The organism is Roseateles sp. GW821-FHT09G09 (assembly GCF_059415965.1).
On sequence record NZ_JBWKOG010000004.1, the window covers coordinates 223,872 to 237,035 of the forward strand.

Consider the following 13,164-nt stretch of genomic DNA (forward strand, 5'->3'; position numbering starts at 1 on the left):
TGGACCGGCGCTCCGGGCATAGACTCGGCAGGCCCTTCGGGGCCTGTTTTCATTCAGGCCTGACGCGCCTTGCGCGCCCCTCATCGCTGCCGACATGGACTACTTGAATCCCGACCTGGACCTCGCCGCCCACGGCCGCACCCTGCGGACCGAGGGGAGGGTGCTGATACGCGACTTCTTCGCCCCCGCCGTCGCCGAGGCCCTCGACCAGTCCCTGCGCGCGATCGACTGGGAGCTCGTCTACCGCGACCTGAACGGCGACCGGCGCCTCACCGGCGAGCAGCTGCGCGGCTTGACGCCGCAGCAGCGCATGCAATTGACCGAGGGCATCCACTCGGTCGCTCGCGAGAACTTCCAGTTCTCCTTCTTCTCCGACTCGCTGGTCCATGCCGTGCACGCGGGGCGCGAGGACCTGCTGGCGCGTTTCATGCGCTGGATGGCGGGCGACGAGTTCCTCTCACCGATGCGCGAGCTGAGCGGTGACCCTCAAATCAATGGCGTCTACGCGCAGGCGACGATGTACTCGCGCGGTAACTTCCTGACCACGCACGACGATCATGTGGACCGCGAGGACCGCCGGATCGCCTATGTGATCAACCTCACGCGGCGCTGGCGTCCGGACTGGGGCGGGATGCTCCACTTCACCGCGGAGGACGGATCGGTGCTCGATACCTACTTCCCCCACTTCAACTCACTGTCGCTCTTCACGGTACCGCAACGACATTTCGTCTCCTACGTGCCGCCATTCGCCATGGCGGAGCGCCAGGCGATCACCGGATGGCTGATTGCCGCCTAGCTGGCATGAGGATTGCCTCATTTGAAGCGCAGTTCGTCTGGTAACGGCTTCGCGGGTTAGCCCTAGGCTTCCAGGGGAGGAGGCTGAGGTGCATACCAGTAGAATACCAGGGTCGACGCACTCGATCGTCGGACGGCGCACCGGCTGTAACCGCTGGTGCCCCGTGCGATGGGCGATGCGCGCATGCTCGGGCAAACCCCATGGCTTGCGGCTTGTGCATGTCGTTTATGATCAAGGTCGTGAAAGGTGGTCGAAATCTGTAGTTTTGCTACATGATTTTGATCGATCCTCGAGACGCCCGCGGCCACAAGCTGACGGGCATTTTTGTTGAGTCGGGTTCGTATCGTGCCCTGGGTTTTCGAGTCTTCGTGTGTCCCTCCTGCCTTCGGCGGGGCGGCGGTCCGTGGCGCTCCGGCGATGTGGCACCGTTCGTCTCCGTCGCTCGCACAGCCGGCAAGACAGGCGCTGCTGACCCCAGGTTGCGGCGCGAACGCCTGATCCGACCAGACGCTGTGTTGAGTCGAACTCCCCTTGTAGCTTCGATGAAAGAAATTCGCAGTTTGATGAAGGAGCGCGCATGAACTTTGCGCAGGATAAAGCTGGGTCATCGCGCGTGACTGGCATCGGCATCGTCATCGTCATCCACGTCCTGATCATCTGGGCGCTGGCGAGCGGTCTGGCGACCAAGATCAAGGAGGCCGTCAAGGGCCCGATCGACGTGAAGGTGGTCGAGGAGAAGGTCAAGCCGCCTCCGCCGCCCGACAAGGTCGTGCCGCCCCCGCCGGACATCAAGGCCCCGCCGCCGCCGTTCGTTCCGCCGCCGGAAGTCGTCGTGACGGCTCCGCCGCCGGTGACGCAGGCGCCGGTGCTGCAGTCGGCGGCGACGCCGCCGCCGTCGGACTTCCGTCCGGCACCGCCGCAACCGGCCCCCGCGCCGCCGGCCCCGCCGTCGGACAAGCCCCGGTCGGCGATCGGCAACTGCACCAAGATGGCCAAGCCCGAAATGCCGGCCCTGAACTGGAGCGGCACCGCGAGCTACAAGGCGACCTTCACCGTCAAGGGCGGCAAGGTGGCTGACGTGACCTTCACCGCCTTGCGCGGCGCCAACGACCGCAAGGCCGAACGCGCGCTCAAGAACGCCATCCAGGCGGCGCTGACGGAATACCAGTGCACGGACGCGATCCTCGAACAGGAATTCGTGTTCAACATGGAATGATCCGCGGGACTGTCCCACCCGCGATCGATCGAACACGGGGCGCCTGACGCGCCCCGACCTCTCAACCTGAGTTCAAGACTTTTCTCGTAGGAGCACCCTCCATGATCTCTCGTCTGTCTGCCTTGTTTGCGGCCGTCGCGTGCGCCGCGACCCTGGCCGTCTCCCCGCTGGCCGCCCAAGCGCAGGACCAGGCTGCCTCGGCCGCCGCTTCCGCCGCTGACACCGCCCCCGCTCCTGCCGACATCGCTCCCGCTGCTGTCTCCGAACCGGCCGCCGCCAAGCCGGTCGACAATCCGTACAGCCTGGGCAACATCGTCGCCCACGGCAACGTCGTCGACCAGGCCGTGCTGGCCATCCTGGCGATCATGTCCATGGGCTCGTGGTACATCCTGTTCACGAAGCTGTGGGACACCTCGAAGATCTCGCGTGAAGCCAAGGACGTCCGCGCGTCGTTCTTCAAGAAGGCTTCGCTGCAGGAAGGCCTGAAGAGCCTGAGCGAATCCGGTGCCTTCCGCTTCATCGCCCAGACCGGCGTGGAAGCCTCGGAGCACCATGAAGGCGCCCTGACCGAGAACATCGACCACAACACGTGGGTCACGATGAACATCGACCGCGCCGTGAGCGAAGTCAACACCCGTCTGCAAGGCGGCCTGGGCTTCCTGGCGACCGTCGGCTCGACCAGCCCCTTCATCGGCCTGTTCGGTACCGTGTGGGGCATCCTGCAGGCGCTGACCCAGATCGGCGTCGCCGGCCAAGCCTCGATCGACAAGGTCGCCGGCCCCGTGGGCGCCGCGCTGATCATGACCGCCATCGGTCTGGCCGTCGCCGTTCCGGCCGTGCTGGGCTACAACTGGCTGGTCAACCGCAACAAGACGGTGATGGGCCAGGTCCGTGCCTTCGCTGCTGACCTGCACGGCGTCCTGATGGGCAGCCGCAAGGTCGCAGGCCGCTAATCCGCACCGCAGTTTCCGGAGACGCAATATGGGGATGAACGTAGGTTCGTCCGGTGGCGACGACGAAGTGGTCTCGACCATCAACACCACGCCCCTCGTGGACGTGATGCTGGTGCTCCTGATCATCTTCCTGATCACCGTGCCGGTGGTGACGCAGTCGGTGGGGGTGACCCTGCCGAAGGAGACGAACGTCGTCCGCGTCACCAAGCCGGAGAACATCGAAATCGCGGTGACCAAGGATGGCGACATCTATTGGGGCGTGCAGCCGGTTCCCGACGTGGAAACGCTGGTGGCCCGCCTCAAGAAGGTGGCGGTTCTGAATCCTCAGCCGGAAGTTCACATCCGCGGCGACGACAAGTCCCGCTATGAGAACGTGGGCAAGGTCATGGTGGCGTGCCAGCGCGCTGGCATCATGTCCATCAAGTTCGTCACCGAGCCGCCGGCTCGGGGTGGCTGAAGGAGCTGAAACATGGGTATGAACGTTGGAAGCTCCAGCGGCAGTGACGAGCCGGAAACCATGCTGGACGTCAACACGACGCCGCTGATCGACGTGATGCTGGTGCTGCTGGTGATGCTCATCATCACCATCCCGATCCAGCTGCACTCGGTCAACCTGGACATGCCGCCGCCGAACAACAACCCGCCGCCCAACGAGCCGGTCGTCCACGAAGTGGCGATCGACTTCGACGGCACGGTGTTCTGGGACGGCGCCGCGGTGCCGAACCACGCGGCGCTGGAGGCCAAGATGACCGAGGTCGCCGCGATGCCGGACCAGCCGGAAGTGCACATCAAGCCGAACAAGCTGGCCGAGTACGGTTACGTTGCCAATGTGATGGCATCGGCGCAGCGCCTGGGCGTCAAGAAAATGGCGATGGTCGGGAACGAGCAGTTCCTGAACTGAGCCGGATGACCGCCTGATCGGTGTCTGACCAGAACGCGCCTGCCCGAAAGGGCGGCGCGTTTTTCTTCTTTGGAGAGCAAGCGAATGAAACTCAAACTGCTGGCAACCGCCGCTGTCGGCGCCGCTGCGCTGGTGCTGGGCTCCACGCCCGAAGGCAGCCTGAGCGTCCTGTCCCAAGCCGCCGCACAGGTGCGTCCGCAAGTCGGCGGCGCACTCAAGGCCGCGTCCGACCTGCTGAAGCAGGGCAAGGCGCAGGAAGCCATGGCCAAGATCCGCGAAGCCGAGGCCGTGCCCGGCCGCAACGCCGACGAGAACGCGACCCTGGAAGGCCTGCGCCTGTCCGCCGCTTCGCGCCTGGGTGATGCAGACGCCATGGTCAAGGCCTATGACGCGCTGAGCGCCGCCGGCAAGCTGCCGGCCGCCAACAAGCTGCCGACGATGGAAGCCATCGCCGGCACCTACCTGCGCGCGGGCAACGGCGCCAAGGCGCTGGAGTGGGTCAACAAGTACAACGCCGCCGGCGGCAACAGCCCGGCGATGAAGCAGGTGCAGGCCGCCGCGCAACTGCGCTCGGGCGACGTGACCACGATCCTCAAGGACACGCTGGCCGAGATTGCCGCCGACGAGAAGGCCGGTCGCACGCCCTCGCAGGACAAGCTGAACACGGCGCTGTGGGCGGCCAACAAGAAGGGCGACGGCGGTACCGAGTCGGTGCTGATCCAGAAGCTGCTGAACTACTACCCGACCAAGCAGTTGTGGGCGCAGTCGCTGGGCACGCTGCAGGCCAAGAAGGGCTTCGCCGCCGGCCGTTACCAGGTCGACGTGCTGCGTCTGCGCCTGGTGACCGAGAACATGACGGGCGCCAACGACTACATGGAGCTGGCCCAGCTCGCCGGTGCCGCCGGTTATCCGGAAGAAGGCAAGAAAGTCCTGGACAAGGGCTTCGCGGCCGGCGTCCTGAAGCCGACTGACGACAACGCCCGTCCGAAGCGTCTGGCTGATCTGCTGGACAAGCGCATCGCCGAAGCCAAGGCCGGCGCGGCCGAGGCCGAGAAGGCCGCCCGCGGCGCCCGTGAAGGCGACGAGCTGGTGAAGGTCGGCTTCGCGCAGGTGCAGCGCGGCGAGGCCGCCGCCGGCATCAAGCTGATGGAAGAAGGCATTGCCAAGGGCAACCTGAAGCGGCCGGACGACGCCAAGCTCTACCTGGGCCTGGCGCAGTTCCTGGGCGGCGACAAGGCCAAGGCGCAGGCCACGTGGCGCACCGTCAAGGGCACCGACGGTTCGGCCGACCTGGCCGGCCTGTGGACCGTCTACTCGCGCAGCGCCAAGCACTGACCCCATCGCGTCGCGATCGCTGCGATCAACGACAAGGCCTCCCGGCTCGCGCCGGGAGGCCTTTTCATTTGTCGAGTGGGCCACGATGTCGCGGCCGTGCGCCGCTTACTTCGGTGCCATGCGGATCGCGCCGTCCAGGCGGATCACCTCGCCGTTGAGCATGTCGTTGGTGACGATCTGGTGGACCAGCTTGGCATAGTCCTCCGGACGGCCCAGGCGCGAGGGGAAGGGCACGCTGGCGGCCAGCGCGTCCTGTACCTCCTGCGGCATGCCGAACAACATCGGTGTGCCGAAGATGCCGGGGGCGATCGTCATGTTGCGGATGCCGTTGCGCGCCAGGTCGCGCGCGATCGGCAGCGTCATGCCGACGACGCCGCCCTTGGAGGCCGCATAGGCCGCCTGGCCCATCTGGCCGTCATAGGCCGCCACCGAGGCCGTCGAGATCAGCACGCCGCGCTCGCCGGTGGCTTCCGGCTCGTTCCTGCTCATCGCCTCCGCGGCCAGGCGGATCATGTTGAAGCTGCCGACCAGGTTGACCGTGATCACCTTCGAGAAGGTCGCCAGCGCATGCGCGCCGTCCTTGCCGACGGTCTTGGCGGCCGGCGCGATGCCGGCGCAGTTCACCAGGCCCATCAGCTTGCCCAGCGAGACCGCCTTGGCGACGGCGGCCTGGGCATCGGCTTCCTGGCTGACGTCGCACTTCACGAAGGCGCCCTTCAGCTCCTTGGCGAGCGCCTCGCCGCGCTCGACCTGGAGGTCGGCGATGACGACGGTCGCGCCTTCGCGCGCCAGCATGCGGACCGTGCCTTCGCCGAGGCCCGAGGCCCCGCCGGTGACGATGAAGACCTTGTTCGCGATGTCCATGGGATGTCTCCTTCCGAGTTGTTGGTTGCCGTTGACGTAAACGTCAATTGTCGACGAAAAAATGGCGGCCACGTGGGCCGCCGTTGTCACGGGTGGGGGTGGGTTCAGCTCAGCGCGGCCAGGGCGCGGCCGGTGATCTCGTCCACCGTGCCGATGCCTTCGATGCGGCGGTACTTCGGTGCCTGCGCGTCGCCGCTGGCGGCCCAGCTCGAGTAGTAGTCGACCAGCGGACGCGTCTGCGCCTGATAGACCTCCAGGCGCTTCTTGACGGTCTCTTCCTTGTCGTCGTCGCGCAGGATCAGGTCCTCGCCGGTGACGTCGTCCTTGCCCTCGACCTTGGGCGGATTGAACTTGACGTGGTACGTGCGGCCCGAGCCCGTGTGCACGCGACGACCGCTCATGCGCTCGACGATGGCGCTGTCAGGCACGTCGATCTCGAGCACGAAGTCCAGCTTCACGCCGGCGGCCTTCATCGCGTCGGCCTGCGGGATGGTGCGCGGGAAACCGTCGAACAGGAAGCCCTTGGCGCAATCCGGCTGTGCGATGCGTTCCTTGACCAGGTTGATGATGAGTTCATCGCTGACCAGGCCGCCCGCGTCCATCACCTTCTTGGCGGCGATGCCGAGTTCGGTCCCGGCCTTGACCGCGGCACGCAGCATGTCGCCGGTGGAGATCTGCGGGATGCCGAACTTGTTGCAGATGAATGAGGCCTGAGTGCCTTTGCCGGCGCCGGGGGCGCCCAGAAGAATCAGTCGCATGGGTCTCCTCGATATAGGGAGAGGGCGCGTCGCACGGGCCGACGCGCCCTCGAAAACTGCGGGCGAGAATAGCACGCGCTGGCCTACGGTCCGCTGACGCGGCAGGCGAATGAACTGCGGTGTAACCCTGTCGGGTCGGGCCGCGATTCAGCTTGTCATCAGCCTTCTGACGCGTTCGAGGTCCTCGGGCGTGTCCACGCCGGGGCCCGGCCGCTCGGCGCTGACATGCACCGCGATGCGCTCGCCGTGCCACAGCACGCGCAGCTGTTCGAGCGCCTCGATCTGCTCCAGCGGCGAGACCGCCAGCGTCGGGAAGCGGCGCAGGAAACCGGCGCGATAGGCATACAGCCCGACGTGCCGCAGCACGGCCCCGGGCTTCACGCGGGCGCCGCCGCCCGGCGCGTCGCGCCACCAGGGGATGGGGGCGCGGGAGAAGTACAGCGCCAGGCCCTGGGCGTCGGTGACGAGCTTGACGACGTTCGGGTTCGCGAACTCGGCGTCGTCGTCGATCGCGTGCGCCACCGTCGCCATCGCGCATTGCGGCTTCGCGGCCAGCAGATCGGCGCAGGCGCGGATCATCTCCGGCGCGATCAGCGGCTCGTCGCCCTGGACGTTCACGACCAATGCGTCATCCGGCAGTCCGAGTTGCTCGACAGCCTCCGCCAGGCGGTCGCTGCCGCTGGCGTGGTCGGCACGTGTCATCAGCGCACGGATGCCGTGGGCCTCGCAGGCGGTCTTCACCTCGACGGCATCCGTCGCGACCACGACCTGCGCAGCGCCGGCCAGGGCCGCGCGGCGCGCGACCTGCACGATCATCGGCGCGCCGGCGATGTCGGCGAGCGGCTTGTTGGGCAGGCGTGTCGACGCCAGCCGGGCCGGGATGACGATGTGGAAACCGGTGCTCACGCGGCGTCGCCTTCGGCGTCCGTGGAGCGGGCCTCGTTGGCCAGCATGATCGGAATGCCGTCGCGGATCGGGAAGGCCAGGCGGTCCGCCGGGCACAGCAGTTCGCGGTCGGGCAGGCCGCTGGCCGGGGCGTTGCGGCGGTCGTCCAGCGGGCCCTTGCAGACGGGGCACACCAGCATCTCAATCAGTCGATGGTCCATGGGGGAGCAGCCGCCGCAGCTCGCGCTGCAACGCCTCTTCAAAAGCGGGTTCGGGGCGGAAGTCTAGCGCCACCACCCAGATGCGGCAGCCTTGCAGCGCCTCCGGACGCAACTTGACGGCGTCCTTCTCGGTGATGACGACCTCGTCCGTGCGGGCCCACGGCAGCGGATCCAGCGAGGCGTGGTCGGGCAGCGCCAGCGCGCGGAAGTTCAGGCCCTGCTCGCCGAGCATGTCGAAAAAGCGTTGCGGCCGCGCCAGGCCGGCGGCGGCCAGCAGCGGCTTGCCGCGCAGGGCGTGCAGGCGTTCCATGCGGCCGGGTTCGCCGCGCCACCAGTCGGCCAGCGCGACTGCGCCGGCCAGCTGGCGGGTGCCGACATAACCGGGCAGGGCGGTGCTCGGCCGGCCGGTGCTGTAGAGCACCAGCGTGTCCGCCGAAGAGCCCGGCGGCGGCGGCAGGGCCCGCGACTGGCGCAGCGGCCCGGCGGGCAGCAGGCGACCGTTGCCGAGGCCCCGTTCGTCGAACACCAGCACGCTGAGCTGGCGCGGCAGCCGCCAGTGCTGGAGGCCGTCGTCGGACACCAGCACCTGGATCCAGGGACTGGCGTCGAGCAGCGCGCGCGCCGCCGCGATGCGGTCGCGGCCGACCGCGACCGGCACGCCGGCGCGCAGCTTGATCAGGAGGGGTTCGTCGCCGACGTCCTCGGCACGGTCGCCGTCGGCGATGACGCGGACCTGCGCGTCATCCGCGCGGCCGTAGCCGCGGGAGATCACGCCCGCGCGGATGCCCAGGCGCTGGAGCGTGTCCAGCAGCGCGAGGGTCGTGGGCGTCTTGCCGGCGCCGCCGACCACCCAGTTGCCGACGACGATCACCGGCACCGGCAGCTGCTCCGCCCGCTTCAGGCCGAAGCGGTAAAGCGCCACGCGCAGCCGCAGCACCGCGCCGTGCAGCGCGGCCAGCGGCCGCAGCAGGTGGGCGAGCCGGTCGTCGTCGCGCCAGGCGCGTTGCAGCCGGTCCTCCAGGGCCGGCCGGGTCATGTCCGGTCCCGGTCCATGGCGGCGGTCATTGGGGCTTGTTGGCCGCGAAGGTCAGTCGCGTGAGGTTGGCGCGGCGCGCCGCATCCATCGCGTTGACCACCGCCTGGTGCGGCGTGGCCGCGTCGGCGGAGATGATCACGACCGGCTCCTGCTTGCCCTGCGCCGACTGCAGCAGCGCGGCGGTCAGCAGGTCCACGCTGCGGCCCTCGACGGCGCTGCGGTCGATCGAGTACCGGCCGTCCGCCGAGATCGCCACGATGATCTCGGCCGGACGCTCCTTGAGCTGCTGGGCGTCGGCGGTCGGCAGCGTGAGCTGGAGTTCGGTGAACTTCGAGTACGTCGTCGACAGCATCAGGAAGATCAGCACGACGAGCAGCACGTCGATGAACGGGATCAGGTTGATCTCCGGTTCCTCGCCCTGGCGACGGCGGAACTTCATGCCTTGGCCTTCCCCGGCACCGGCGCGGCGACCGGCGGCGGCACGGTGACCGGCCCGGCCTGGCCGCCCGCGGGCATCGCGCGGTTCACCAGGTGCGTCAGCAGGCGCTCGCTGGCCTGCTCCATGTCGACCACGTAGGACTCGATGCGACCGCGGAAGTAGCGGTAGGACATCAGCGACGGGATCGCGACCACCAGGCCGAACGCGGTGTTGTAGAGCGCGATCGAGATGCCGTGCGCCAGCAGCGCCGGGTTGTTGCCGCCGGGGCCGGGGCTCTGGCTGCCGAAGATCTCGATCATGCCGACCACGGTGCCCAGCAGGCCCAGCAGCGGCGCGGCCGCGGCGATCGTGCCCAGCGTGTTGAGGTAGCGCTCCATCTGGTGGATCGCATGGCGGCCGGCCAGCTCGAAGGACTGGCGCAGGCGGGCCTCTCCCGCGCGCGGATCGGCCTGCGAGGTGCGCAGCCCCGCAGCCAGGACCTGGCCCAGCAGCGAGTTCTCGGCCAGCTTGCCGACGACTTCGCCGCTCGGGATCTGCAGCTGGGTCACGCCCAGCACTTCCTCGATCAGGCTGGGCGGCGCGACACGCGCCGCCCGCAGGCTGACGACGCGCTCGATGATCAGCGCCAGGGCCACGACGGAACACAGCAGCAAGGGCCAGATCGGCCAGCCGGCGGCTTGTATGATCGAAAACAAGGCTATCCCTCCGTACGGGCATCTCCGGCCCGGCGGCGCATTATGGCGCTCCCCACGGTCGGCGCCGACCACTCCGGACCCTCATCACAAGCCCTTACAAACATCCACCGTTCCTGTGGATAACTTTGTGGGCAACTGGTCCTGGAACCGCGCCAGGGCCCGTCGCCAAACGGCAAGGATTAGGCTGCTCCAAAAAAAGGCAGGAAAAAGCTTTTGAAAAACAAGCGCTTATCGATCTGTGACGCGGGCATGACGGCCAATATGGCCCGCGGAGCCAGCATTGACGCGGCTGTGGAGTTCCGGACCCGCGCCAGCATTGGGTTTGCGCATGATTGACGCCTCCAAACCCGCATCGCCACGGATGGTCTGGGGGGTGGCGGCCCTGTTGACGGCCCTTTCCGACGCATTGCAGGCCAGATTCCCCGTCATCACGGTGCAGGGCGAGCTTTCCGGCTTCACGCGCGCGGCCAGCGGCCATTGCTACTTCAGCCTGAAGGATGCGGAAGGCCAGCCGGCGATGCTGCGCTGCGCGATGTTCCGGCGCGCGGCGTCCCTGGTGGAGTTCGCGCCGCGCGACGGCATGACGGTGGAGCTGCGCGGCCGGCTCGACCTGTACGGACCGCGCGGGGAGCTGCAGTTCATCGTCGAGGCGATGCGGCGCTCTGGCGAAGGGGCGCTTTACGAACAGTTCTTGCGCCTCAAGGCCAGGCTGGAGTCGCTGGGCTACTTCGACGCGGATCGCAAGCGCCAGCCGCCGCCCTATGCGCGCCGGATCGGTGTGATCACCTCCACCGGTGCGGCGGCGCTGCAGGACGTGCTGACCGCCTTGCGCCGGAGAGCGCCGCACGCGCAGGTCTTCCTCTATCCCACGCTCGTCCAGGGGAACGAGGCGCCGCCGGCGATCGTGCGTGCCTTGGCCACCGCCAACGAGCGCGCCGATGCCGAGGTGCTGCTGCTCGTGCGCGGCGGCGGCTCCCTGGAGGACCTCTGGGCCTTCAACGACGAACGCGTCGTCCAGGCGGTGGCCGAATCGCCGCTGCCGGTGATCTGCGGCGTCGGGCATGAGACCGACATCACCCTGGCCGACCTCGCCGCCGATCTGCGCGCACCGACGCCGACGGCGGCGGCTGAACTCGCCACGGTGTCCCGCCAGCAGTGCCTGGAGACGCTGGACGCCCTGGAACGCCAGCTGGTGCGCCGGATCGAGCAGCGCCTGGACGCGTCCGCGCAACGCCTCGACCGCCTGGCCTTGCGCCTCGCGCGACCGGGCGATGCCCTGGCCAGACAGAAACGCCGGCTGGACCTGCTCTCGCAGCGGCTCGGCCAGGTGGCGCCGAGGACGGTGTCCCTGGAATCGCAACGCCTGGGCCACCTGGAACAGCGGCTGAACCAGATCGCGCCGCGCGCCGCGGCGTTGCAGACACAGCGGCTGAGACATCTTGCGGAACGGCTCGACCGGGCGCTCCCGCAGCAGGCGCAACGCGGCGCGCATCGGCTGGATTCGCTCCAGGCGCGCCTGCAGGCGCTCGATCCGCGCCAGGTGCTGGCCCGCGGCTACGCCTGGCTGGACGACGGCCAGGGGCGGGCGCTCAGTTCGGTCGACCAGCTCCGCGAGGGTCAGGACTTGCGCGCCGTCCTGGCCGACGGCGAGGCCGATCTCAGCGTCGGGCGCGTCGTTCGCCGAGAGGTCTGAAGGCGGCCCGCGCCCTCTGCGGCGCGGTATGCGCGCTCCCGTCAGGGGCATGATTTCGCTGCCTACAATCGCCCGCGACACCCGTCCCACCATCAACCACCGATTAGGAGTCCCTCATGGAACACGTCCTGCCCGAGCTGCCGTACGACAAGAAGGCGCTGGAGCCGCACATCAGCGCCGAGACGCTGGAGTACCACCACGGCAAGCACCACAAGGCCTACGTGGACAACCTGAACAACCTGCAGAAGGGCACCGAGTTCGAGAACAAGACGCTGGAAGAGATCGTCAAGACCTCCAGCGGCGGCATCTACAACAACGCCGCGCAGATCTGGAACCACACCTTCTTCTGGTCCTGCATGAAGCCCAACGGCGGCGGCGCGCCGACCGGCAAGCTGGCCGACGCGATCAACGCCAAGTGGGGCAGCGTCGACGCCTTCAAGGAAGCCTTCCAGAAGAGCGCCGTCGGCAACTTCGGTTCCGGCTGGACCTGGCTGGTCAAGAAGGCCGACGGCAGCGTCGACATCGTCAACATGGGCGCCGCCGGCACCCCGCTGACGACCGGCGACACCGCGCTGCTGACCATCGACGTGTGGGAACACGCCTACTACATCGACTACCGCAACGCGCGTCCGAAGTTCGTCGAGACCTTCCTGAAGAGTCTGCTGAACTGGGACTTCGCCCAGGCCAACTTCGGCGGCTGAACGGCGGCTGAACGGCGGCTGACCCGCGGACGCCCGCCTCGCGGGCGCCCATGAAGCAACGGCCCGGGAATCGCTTCCCGGGCCGTTGTCGTTTCAGCGTCCGAAACGCCGCCGCGGAGCCGCCGGCCGGATCACTTGGGCCAGGGGCCGCCGCGCAGTTTGGCGCCGGCCTTGAGGCCGCGCTTGTCGAACCAGCCCTTGTTCATTTCGAGCACGTAGCGCACCGGCTGGGTCGAGCAGTGCGAGACATCGGAGAGCGGCTGCATCTCGACGATGTTGACGATGGTGCCGTCGTCGCCGACGAAGGCGGCCGACAGCGGGATCAGCGTGTTGCGCATCCAGAAGCACTGCTGCGACGGCTGCTCGAAGACGAAGATCATCCCGGCGTTCTGCGCCATCTCCTTGCGGGCCATCAGGCCGATGGCGCGCTGCTCGTCGGTGCGGGCGACCTCGGCGTGGATCAGGTGCATGCCGGCGCCGAGCTCGACGACGGGCAGGCCCGTCTGGGGAATCTGCTGGGCCGCGGCCGGGCCGACCGCCGTCAGGGCAGCCACCGCCATGGCAGCGGACAGCACCGCCGACAGCGCGGAGGATCGGACGGTCGACAGAAGGGCGGACGATGCCGCAGGTTTGATATTGCGCATGTTGTCACCTCGAGGTTTGGCGGATTA

At 68.1% G+C, this 13,164-nt stretch carries 16 protein-coding genes; 8 read left to right on the forward strand and 8 right to left on the reverse strand.

Features of this window, described 5'->3' with window-relative positions:
- Positions 1-94 precede the first annotated feature (94 nt).
- The 6 genes from AC07O8_RS12450 (at position 95) to AC07O8_RS12475 (ending at position 5,201) form a co-directional block, all read left to right on the forward strand.
- Positions 95-796, forward strand: a complete 702-nt coding sequence (locus AC07O8_RS12450; RefSeq protein WP_495048324.1) for a 2OG-Fe(II) oxygenase — start codon at positions 95-97, stop codon at positions 794-796.
- 577 nt (positions 797-1,373) lie between these two features.
- Positions 1,374-2,012: an energy transducer TonB gene (locus tag AC07O8_RS12455; protein ID WP_495048325.1), complete on the forward strand. Its 639-nt coding sequence runs from the start codon at positions 1,374-1,376 to the stop codon at positions 2,010-2,012.
- Positions 2,013-2,113: 101 nt separating this feature from the next.
- Positions 2,114-2,965: a MotA/TolQ/ExbB proton channel family protein gene (locus AC07O8_RS12460; RefSeq protein ID WP_067269348.1), complete on the forward strand. Its 852-nt coding sequence runs from the start codon at positions 2,114-2,116 to the stop codon at positions 2,963-2,965.
- 28 nt (positions 2,966-2,993) lie between these two features.
- Positions 2,994-3,422: an ExbD/TolR family protein gene (locus AC07O8_RS12465; RefSeq protein WP_067269350.1), complete on the forward strand. Its 429-nt coding sequence runs from the start codon at positions 2,994-2,996 to the stop codon at positions 3,420-3,422.
- Between the two features lie 12 nt (positions 3,423-3,434).
- On the forward strand, positions 3,435-3,866 hold the full coding sequence (locus AC07O8_RS12470; RefSeq protein ID WP_197507166.1) for an ExbD/TolR family protein: 432 nt from the start codon (positions 3,435-3,437) through the stop codon (positions 3,864-3,866).
- 84 nt (positions 3,867-3,950) lie between these two features.
- Complete coding sequence (locus tag AC07O8_RS12475) at positions 3,951-5,201, forward strand: hypothetical protein (protein WP_495048326.1); 1,251 nt, start codon at positions 3,951-3,953, stop codon at positions 5,199-5,201.
- Positions 5,202-5,306: 105 nt separating this feature from the next.
- Here AC07O8_RS12475 and AC07O8_RS12480 read toward each other — a convergent pair whose 3' ends face one another.
- From AC07O8_RS12480 to AC07O8_RS12510, 7 genes are all read right to left on the reverse strand, one after another.
- Positions 5,307-6,065 carry a 3-hydroxyacyl-CoA dehydrogenase gene (locus AC07O8_RS12480; RefSeq protein WP_495048327.1) on the reverse strand — a complete coding sequence of 253 codons (759 nt, stop codon included), beginning with the start codon at positions 6,063-6,065 and terminating at the stop codon, positions 5,307-5,309.
- Between the two features lie 104 nt (positions 6,066-6,169).
- Positions 6,170-6,823, reverse strand: a complete 654-nt coding sequence (gene adk, locus AC07O8_RS12485) for an adenylate kinase (protein WP_495048328.1) — start codon at positions 6,821-6,823, stop codon at positions 6,170-6,172.
- A 147-nt stretch (positions 6,824-6,970) separates the two neighbouring features.
- Positions 6,971-7,729 (reverse strand): 3-deoxy-manno-octulosonate cytidylyltransferase, encoded by a 759-nt coding sequence (gene kdsB, locus AC07O8_RS12490; RefSeq protein WP_495048329.1) that lies wholly within the window; start codon positions 7,727-7,729, stop codon positions 6,971-6,973.
- Entirely contained in the window at positions 7,726-7,929 is a 204-nt protein-coding gene (locus tag AC07O8_RS12495; protein WP_495048330.1) for a Trm112 family protein, read from the reverse strand. The genes kdsB and AC07O8_RS12495 overlap by 4 nt, the downstream gene beginning before the upstream one ends.
- Complete coding sequence (gene lpxK / locus AC07O8_RS12500; RefSeq protein ID WP_495048331.1) at positions 7,910-8,965, reverse strand: tetraacyldisaccharide 4'-kinase; 1,056 nt, start codon at positions 8,963-8,965, stop codon at positions 7,910-7,912. The genes AC07O8_RS12495 and lpxK overlap by 20 nt, the downstream gene beginning before the upstream one ends.
- Before the next feature lie 25 nt (positions 8,966-8,990).
- Entirely contained in the window at positions 8,991-9,404 is a 414-nt protein-coding gene (locus AC07O8_RS12505) for an ExbD/TolR family protein (protein WP_495048332.1), read from the reverse strand.
- Positions 9,401-10,099 (reverse strand): MotA/TolQ/ExbB proton channel family protein, encoded by a 699-nt coding sequence (locus AC07O8_RS12510; protein WP_495048333.1) that lies wholly within the window; start codon positions 10,097-10,099, stop codon positions 9,401-9,403. Before AC07O8_RS12510 ends, AC07O8_RS12505 begins: the two co-directional genes overlap by 4 nt.
- 328 nt (positions 10,100-10,427) lie before the next feature.
- Between AC07O8_RS12510 and xseA the strand changes: the two genes are divergently transcribed.
- Both xseA and AC07O8_RS12520 read left to right on the forward strand, forming a co-directional pair.
- Positions 10,428-11,792, forward strand: coding sequence for an exodeoxyribonuclease VII large subunit (gene xseA, locus AC07O8_RS12515; RefSeq protein ID WP_495048334.1), 1,365 nt, complete (start codon positions 10,428-10,430; stop codon positions 11,790-11,792).
- 116 nt (positions 11,793-11,908) lie between these two features.
- On the forward strand, positions 11,909-12,493 hold the full coding sequence (locus AC07O8_RS12520; RefSeq protein WP_495048335.1) for a superoxide dismutase: 585 nt from the start codon (positions 11,909-11,911) through the stop codon (positions 12,491-12,493).
- Between the two features lie 131 nt (positions 12,494-12,624).
- Here the strand turns inward: AC07O8_RS12520 and AC07O8_RS12525 are convergent, their stop codons facing one another.
- Complete coding sequence (locus AC07O8_RS12525) at positions 12,625-13,137, reverse strand: DUF192 domain-containing protein (RefSeq protein WP_495048336.1); 513 nt, start codon at positions 13,135-13,137, stop codon at positions 12,625-12,627.
- Between the last annotated feature and the right edge of the window lie 27 nt (positions 13,138-13,164).

What these genes read in the sequence shown, in the direction of transcription:
- AC07O8_RS12460 (WP_067269348.1), top strand. Translation starts at nt 2,114, where the DNA reads ATGATCTCTCGTCTGTCTGCCTTGTTTGCGGCCGTCGCGTGCGCCGCG.
- adk (WP_495048328.1), bottom strand. Translation starts at nt 6,823, where the DNA reads ATGCGACTGATTCTTCTGGGCGCCCCCGGCGCCGGCAAAGGCACTCAG.
- AC07O8_RS12495 (WP_495048330.1), bottom strand. Translation starts at nt 7,929, where the DNA reads ATGGACCATCGACTGATTGAGATGCTGGTGTGCCCCGTCTGCAAGGGC.
- AC07O8_RS12480 (WP_495048327.1), bottom strand. Translation starts at nt 6,065, where the DNA reads ATGGACATCGCGAACAAGGTCTTCATCGTCACCGGCGGGGCCTCGGGC.
- AC07O8_RS12505 (WP_495048332.1), bottom strand. Translation starts at nt 9,404, where the DNA reads ATGAAGTTCCGCCGTCGCCAGGGCGAGGAACCGGAGATCAACCTGATC.
- AC07O8_RS12525 (WP_495048336.1), bottom strand. Translation starts at nt 13,137, where the DNA reads ATGCGCAATATCAAACCTGCGGCATCGTCCGCCCTTCTGTCGACCGTC.
- AC07O8_RS12450 (WP_495048324.1), top strand. Translation starts at nt 95, where the DNA reads ATGGACTACTTGAATCCCGACCTGGACCTCGCCGCCCACGGCCGCACC.
- AC07O8_RS12470 (WP_197507166.1), top strand. Translation starts at nt 3,435, where the DNA reads ATGGGTATGAACGTTGGAAGCTCCAGCGGCAGTGACGAGCCGGAAACC.
- AC07O8_RS12520 (WP_495048335.1), top strand. Translation starts at nt 11,909, where the DNA reads ATGGAACACGTCCTGCCCGAGCTGCCGTACGACAAGAAGGCGCTGGAG.
- AC07O8_RS12465 (WP_067269350.1), top strand. Translation starts at nt 2,994, where the DNA reads ATGGGGATGAACGTAGGTTCGTCCGGTGGCGACGACGAAGTGGTCTCG.
- AC07O8_RS12455 (WP_495048325.1), top strand. Translation starts at nt 1,374, where the DNA reads ATGAACTTTGCGCAGGATAAAGCTGGGTCATCGCGCGTGACTGGCATC.
- xseA (WP_495048334.1), top strand. Translation starts at nt 10,428, where the DNA reads ATGATTGACGCCTCCAAACCCGCATCGCCACGGATGGTCTGGGGGGTG.
- lpxK (WP_495048331.1), bottom strand. Translation starts at nt 8,965, where the DNA reads ATGACCCGGCCGGCCCTGGAGGACCGGCTGCAACGCGCCTGGCGCGAC.
- AC07O8_RS12475 (WP_495048326.1), top strand. Translation starts at nt 3,951, where the DNA reads ATGAAACTCAAACTGCTGGCAACCGCCGCTGTCGGCGCCGCTGCGCTG.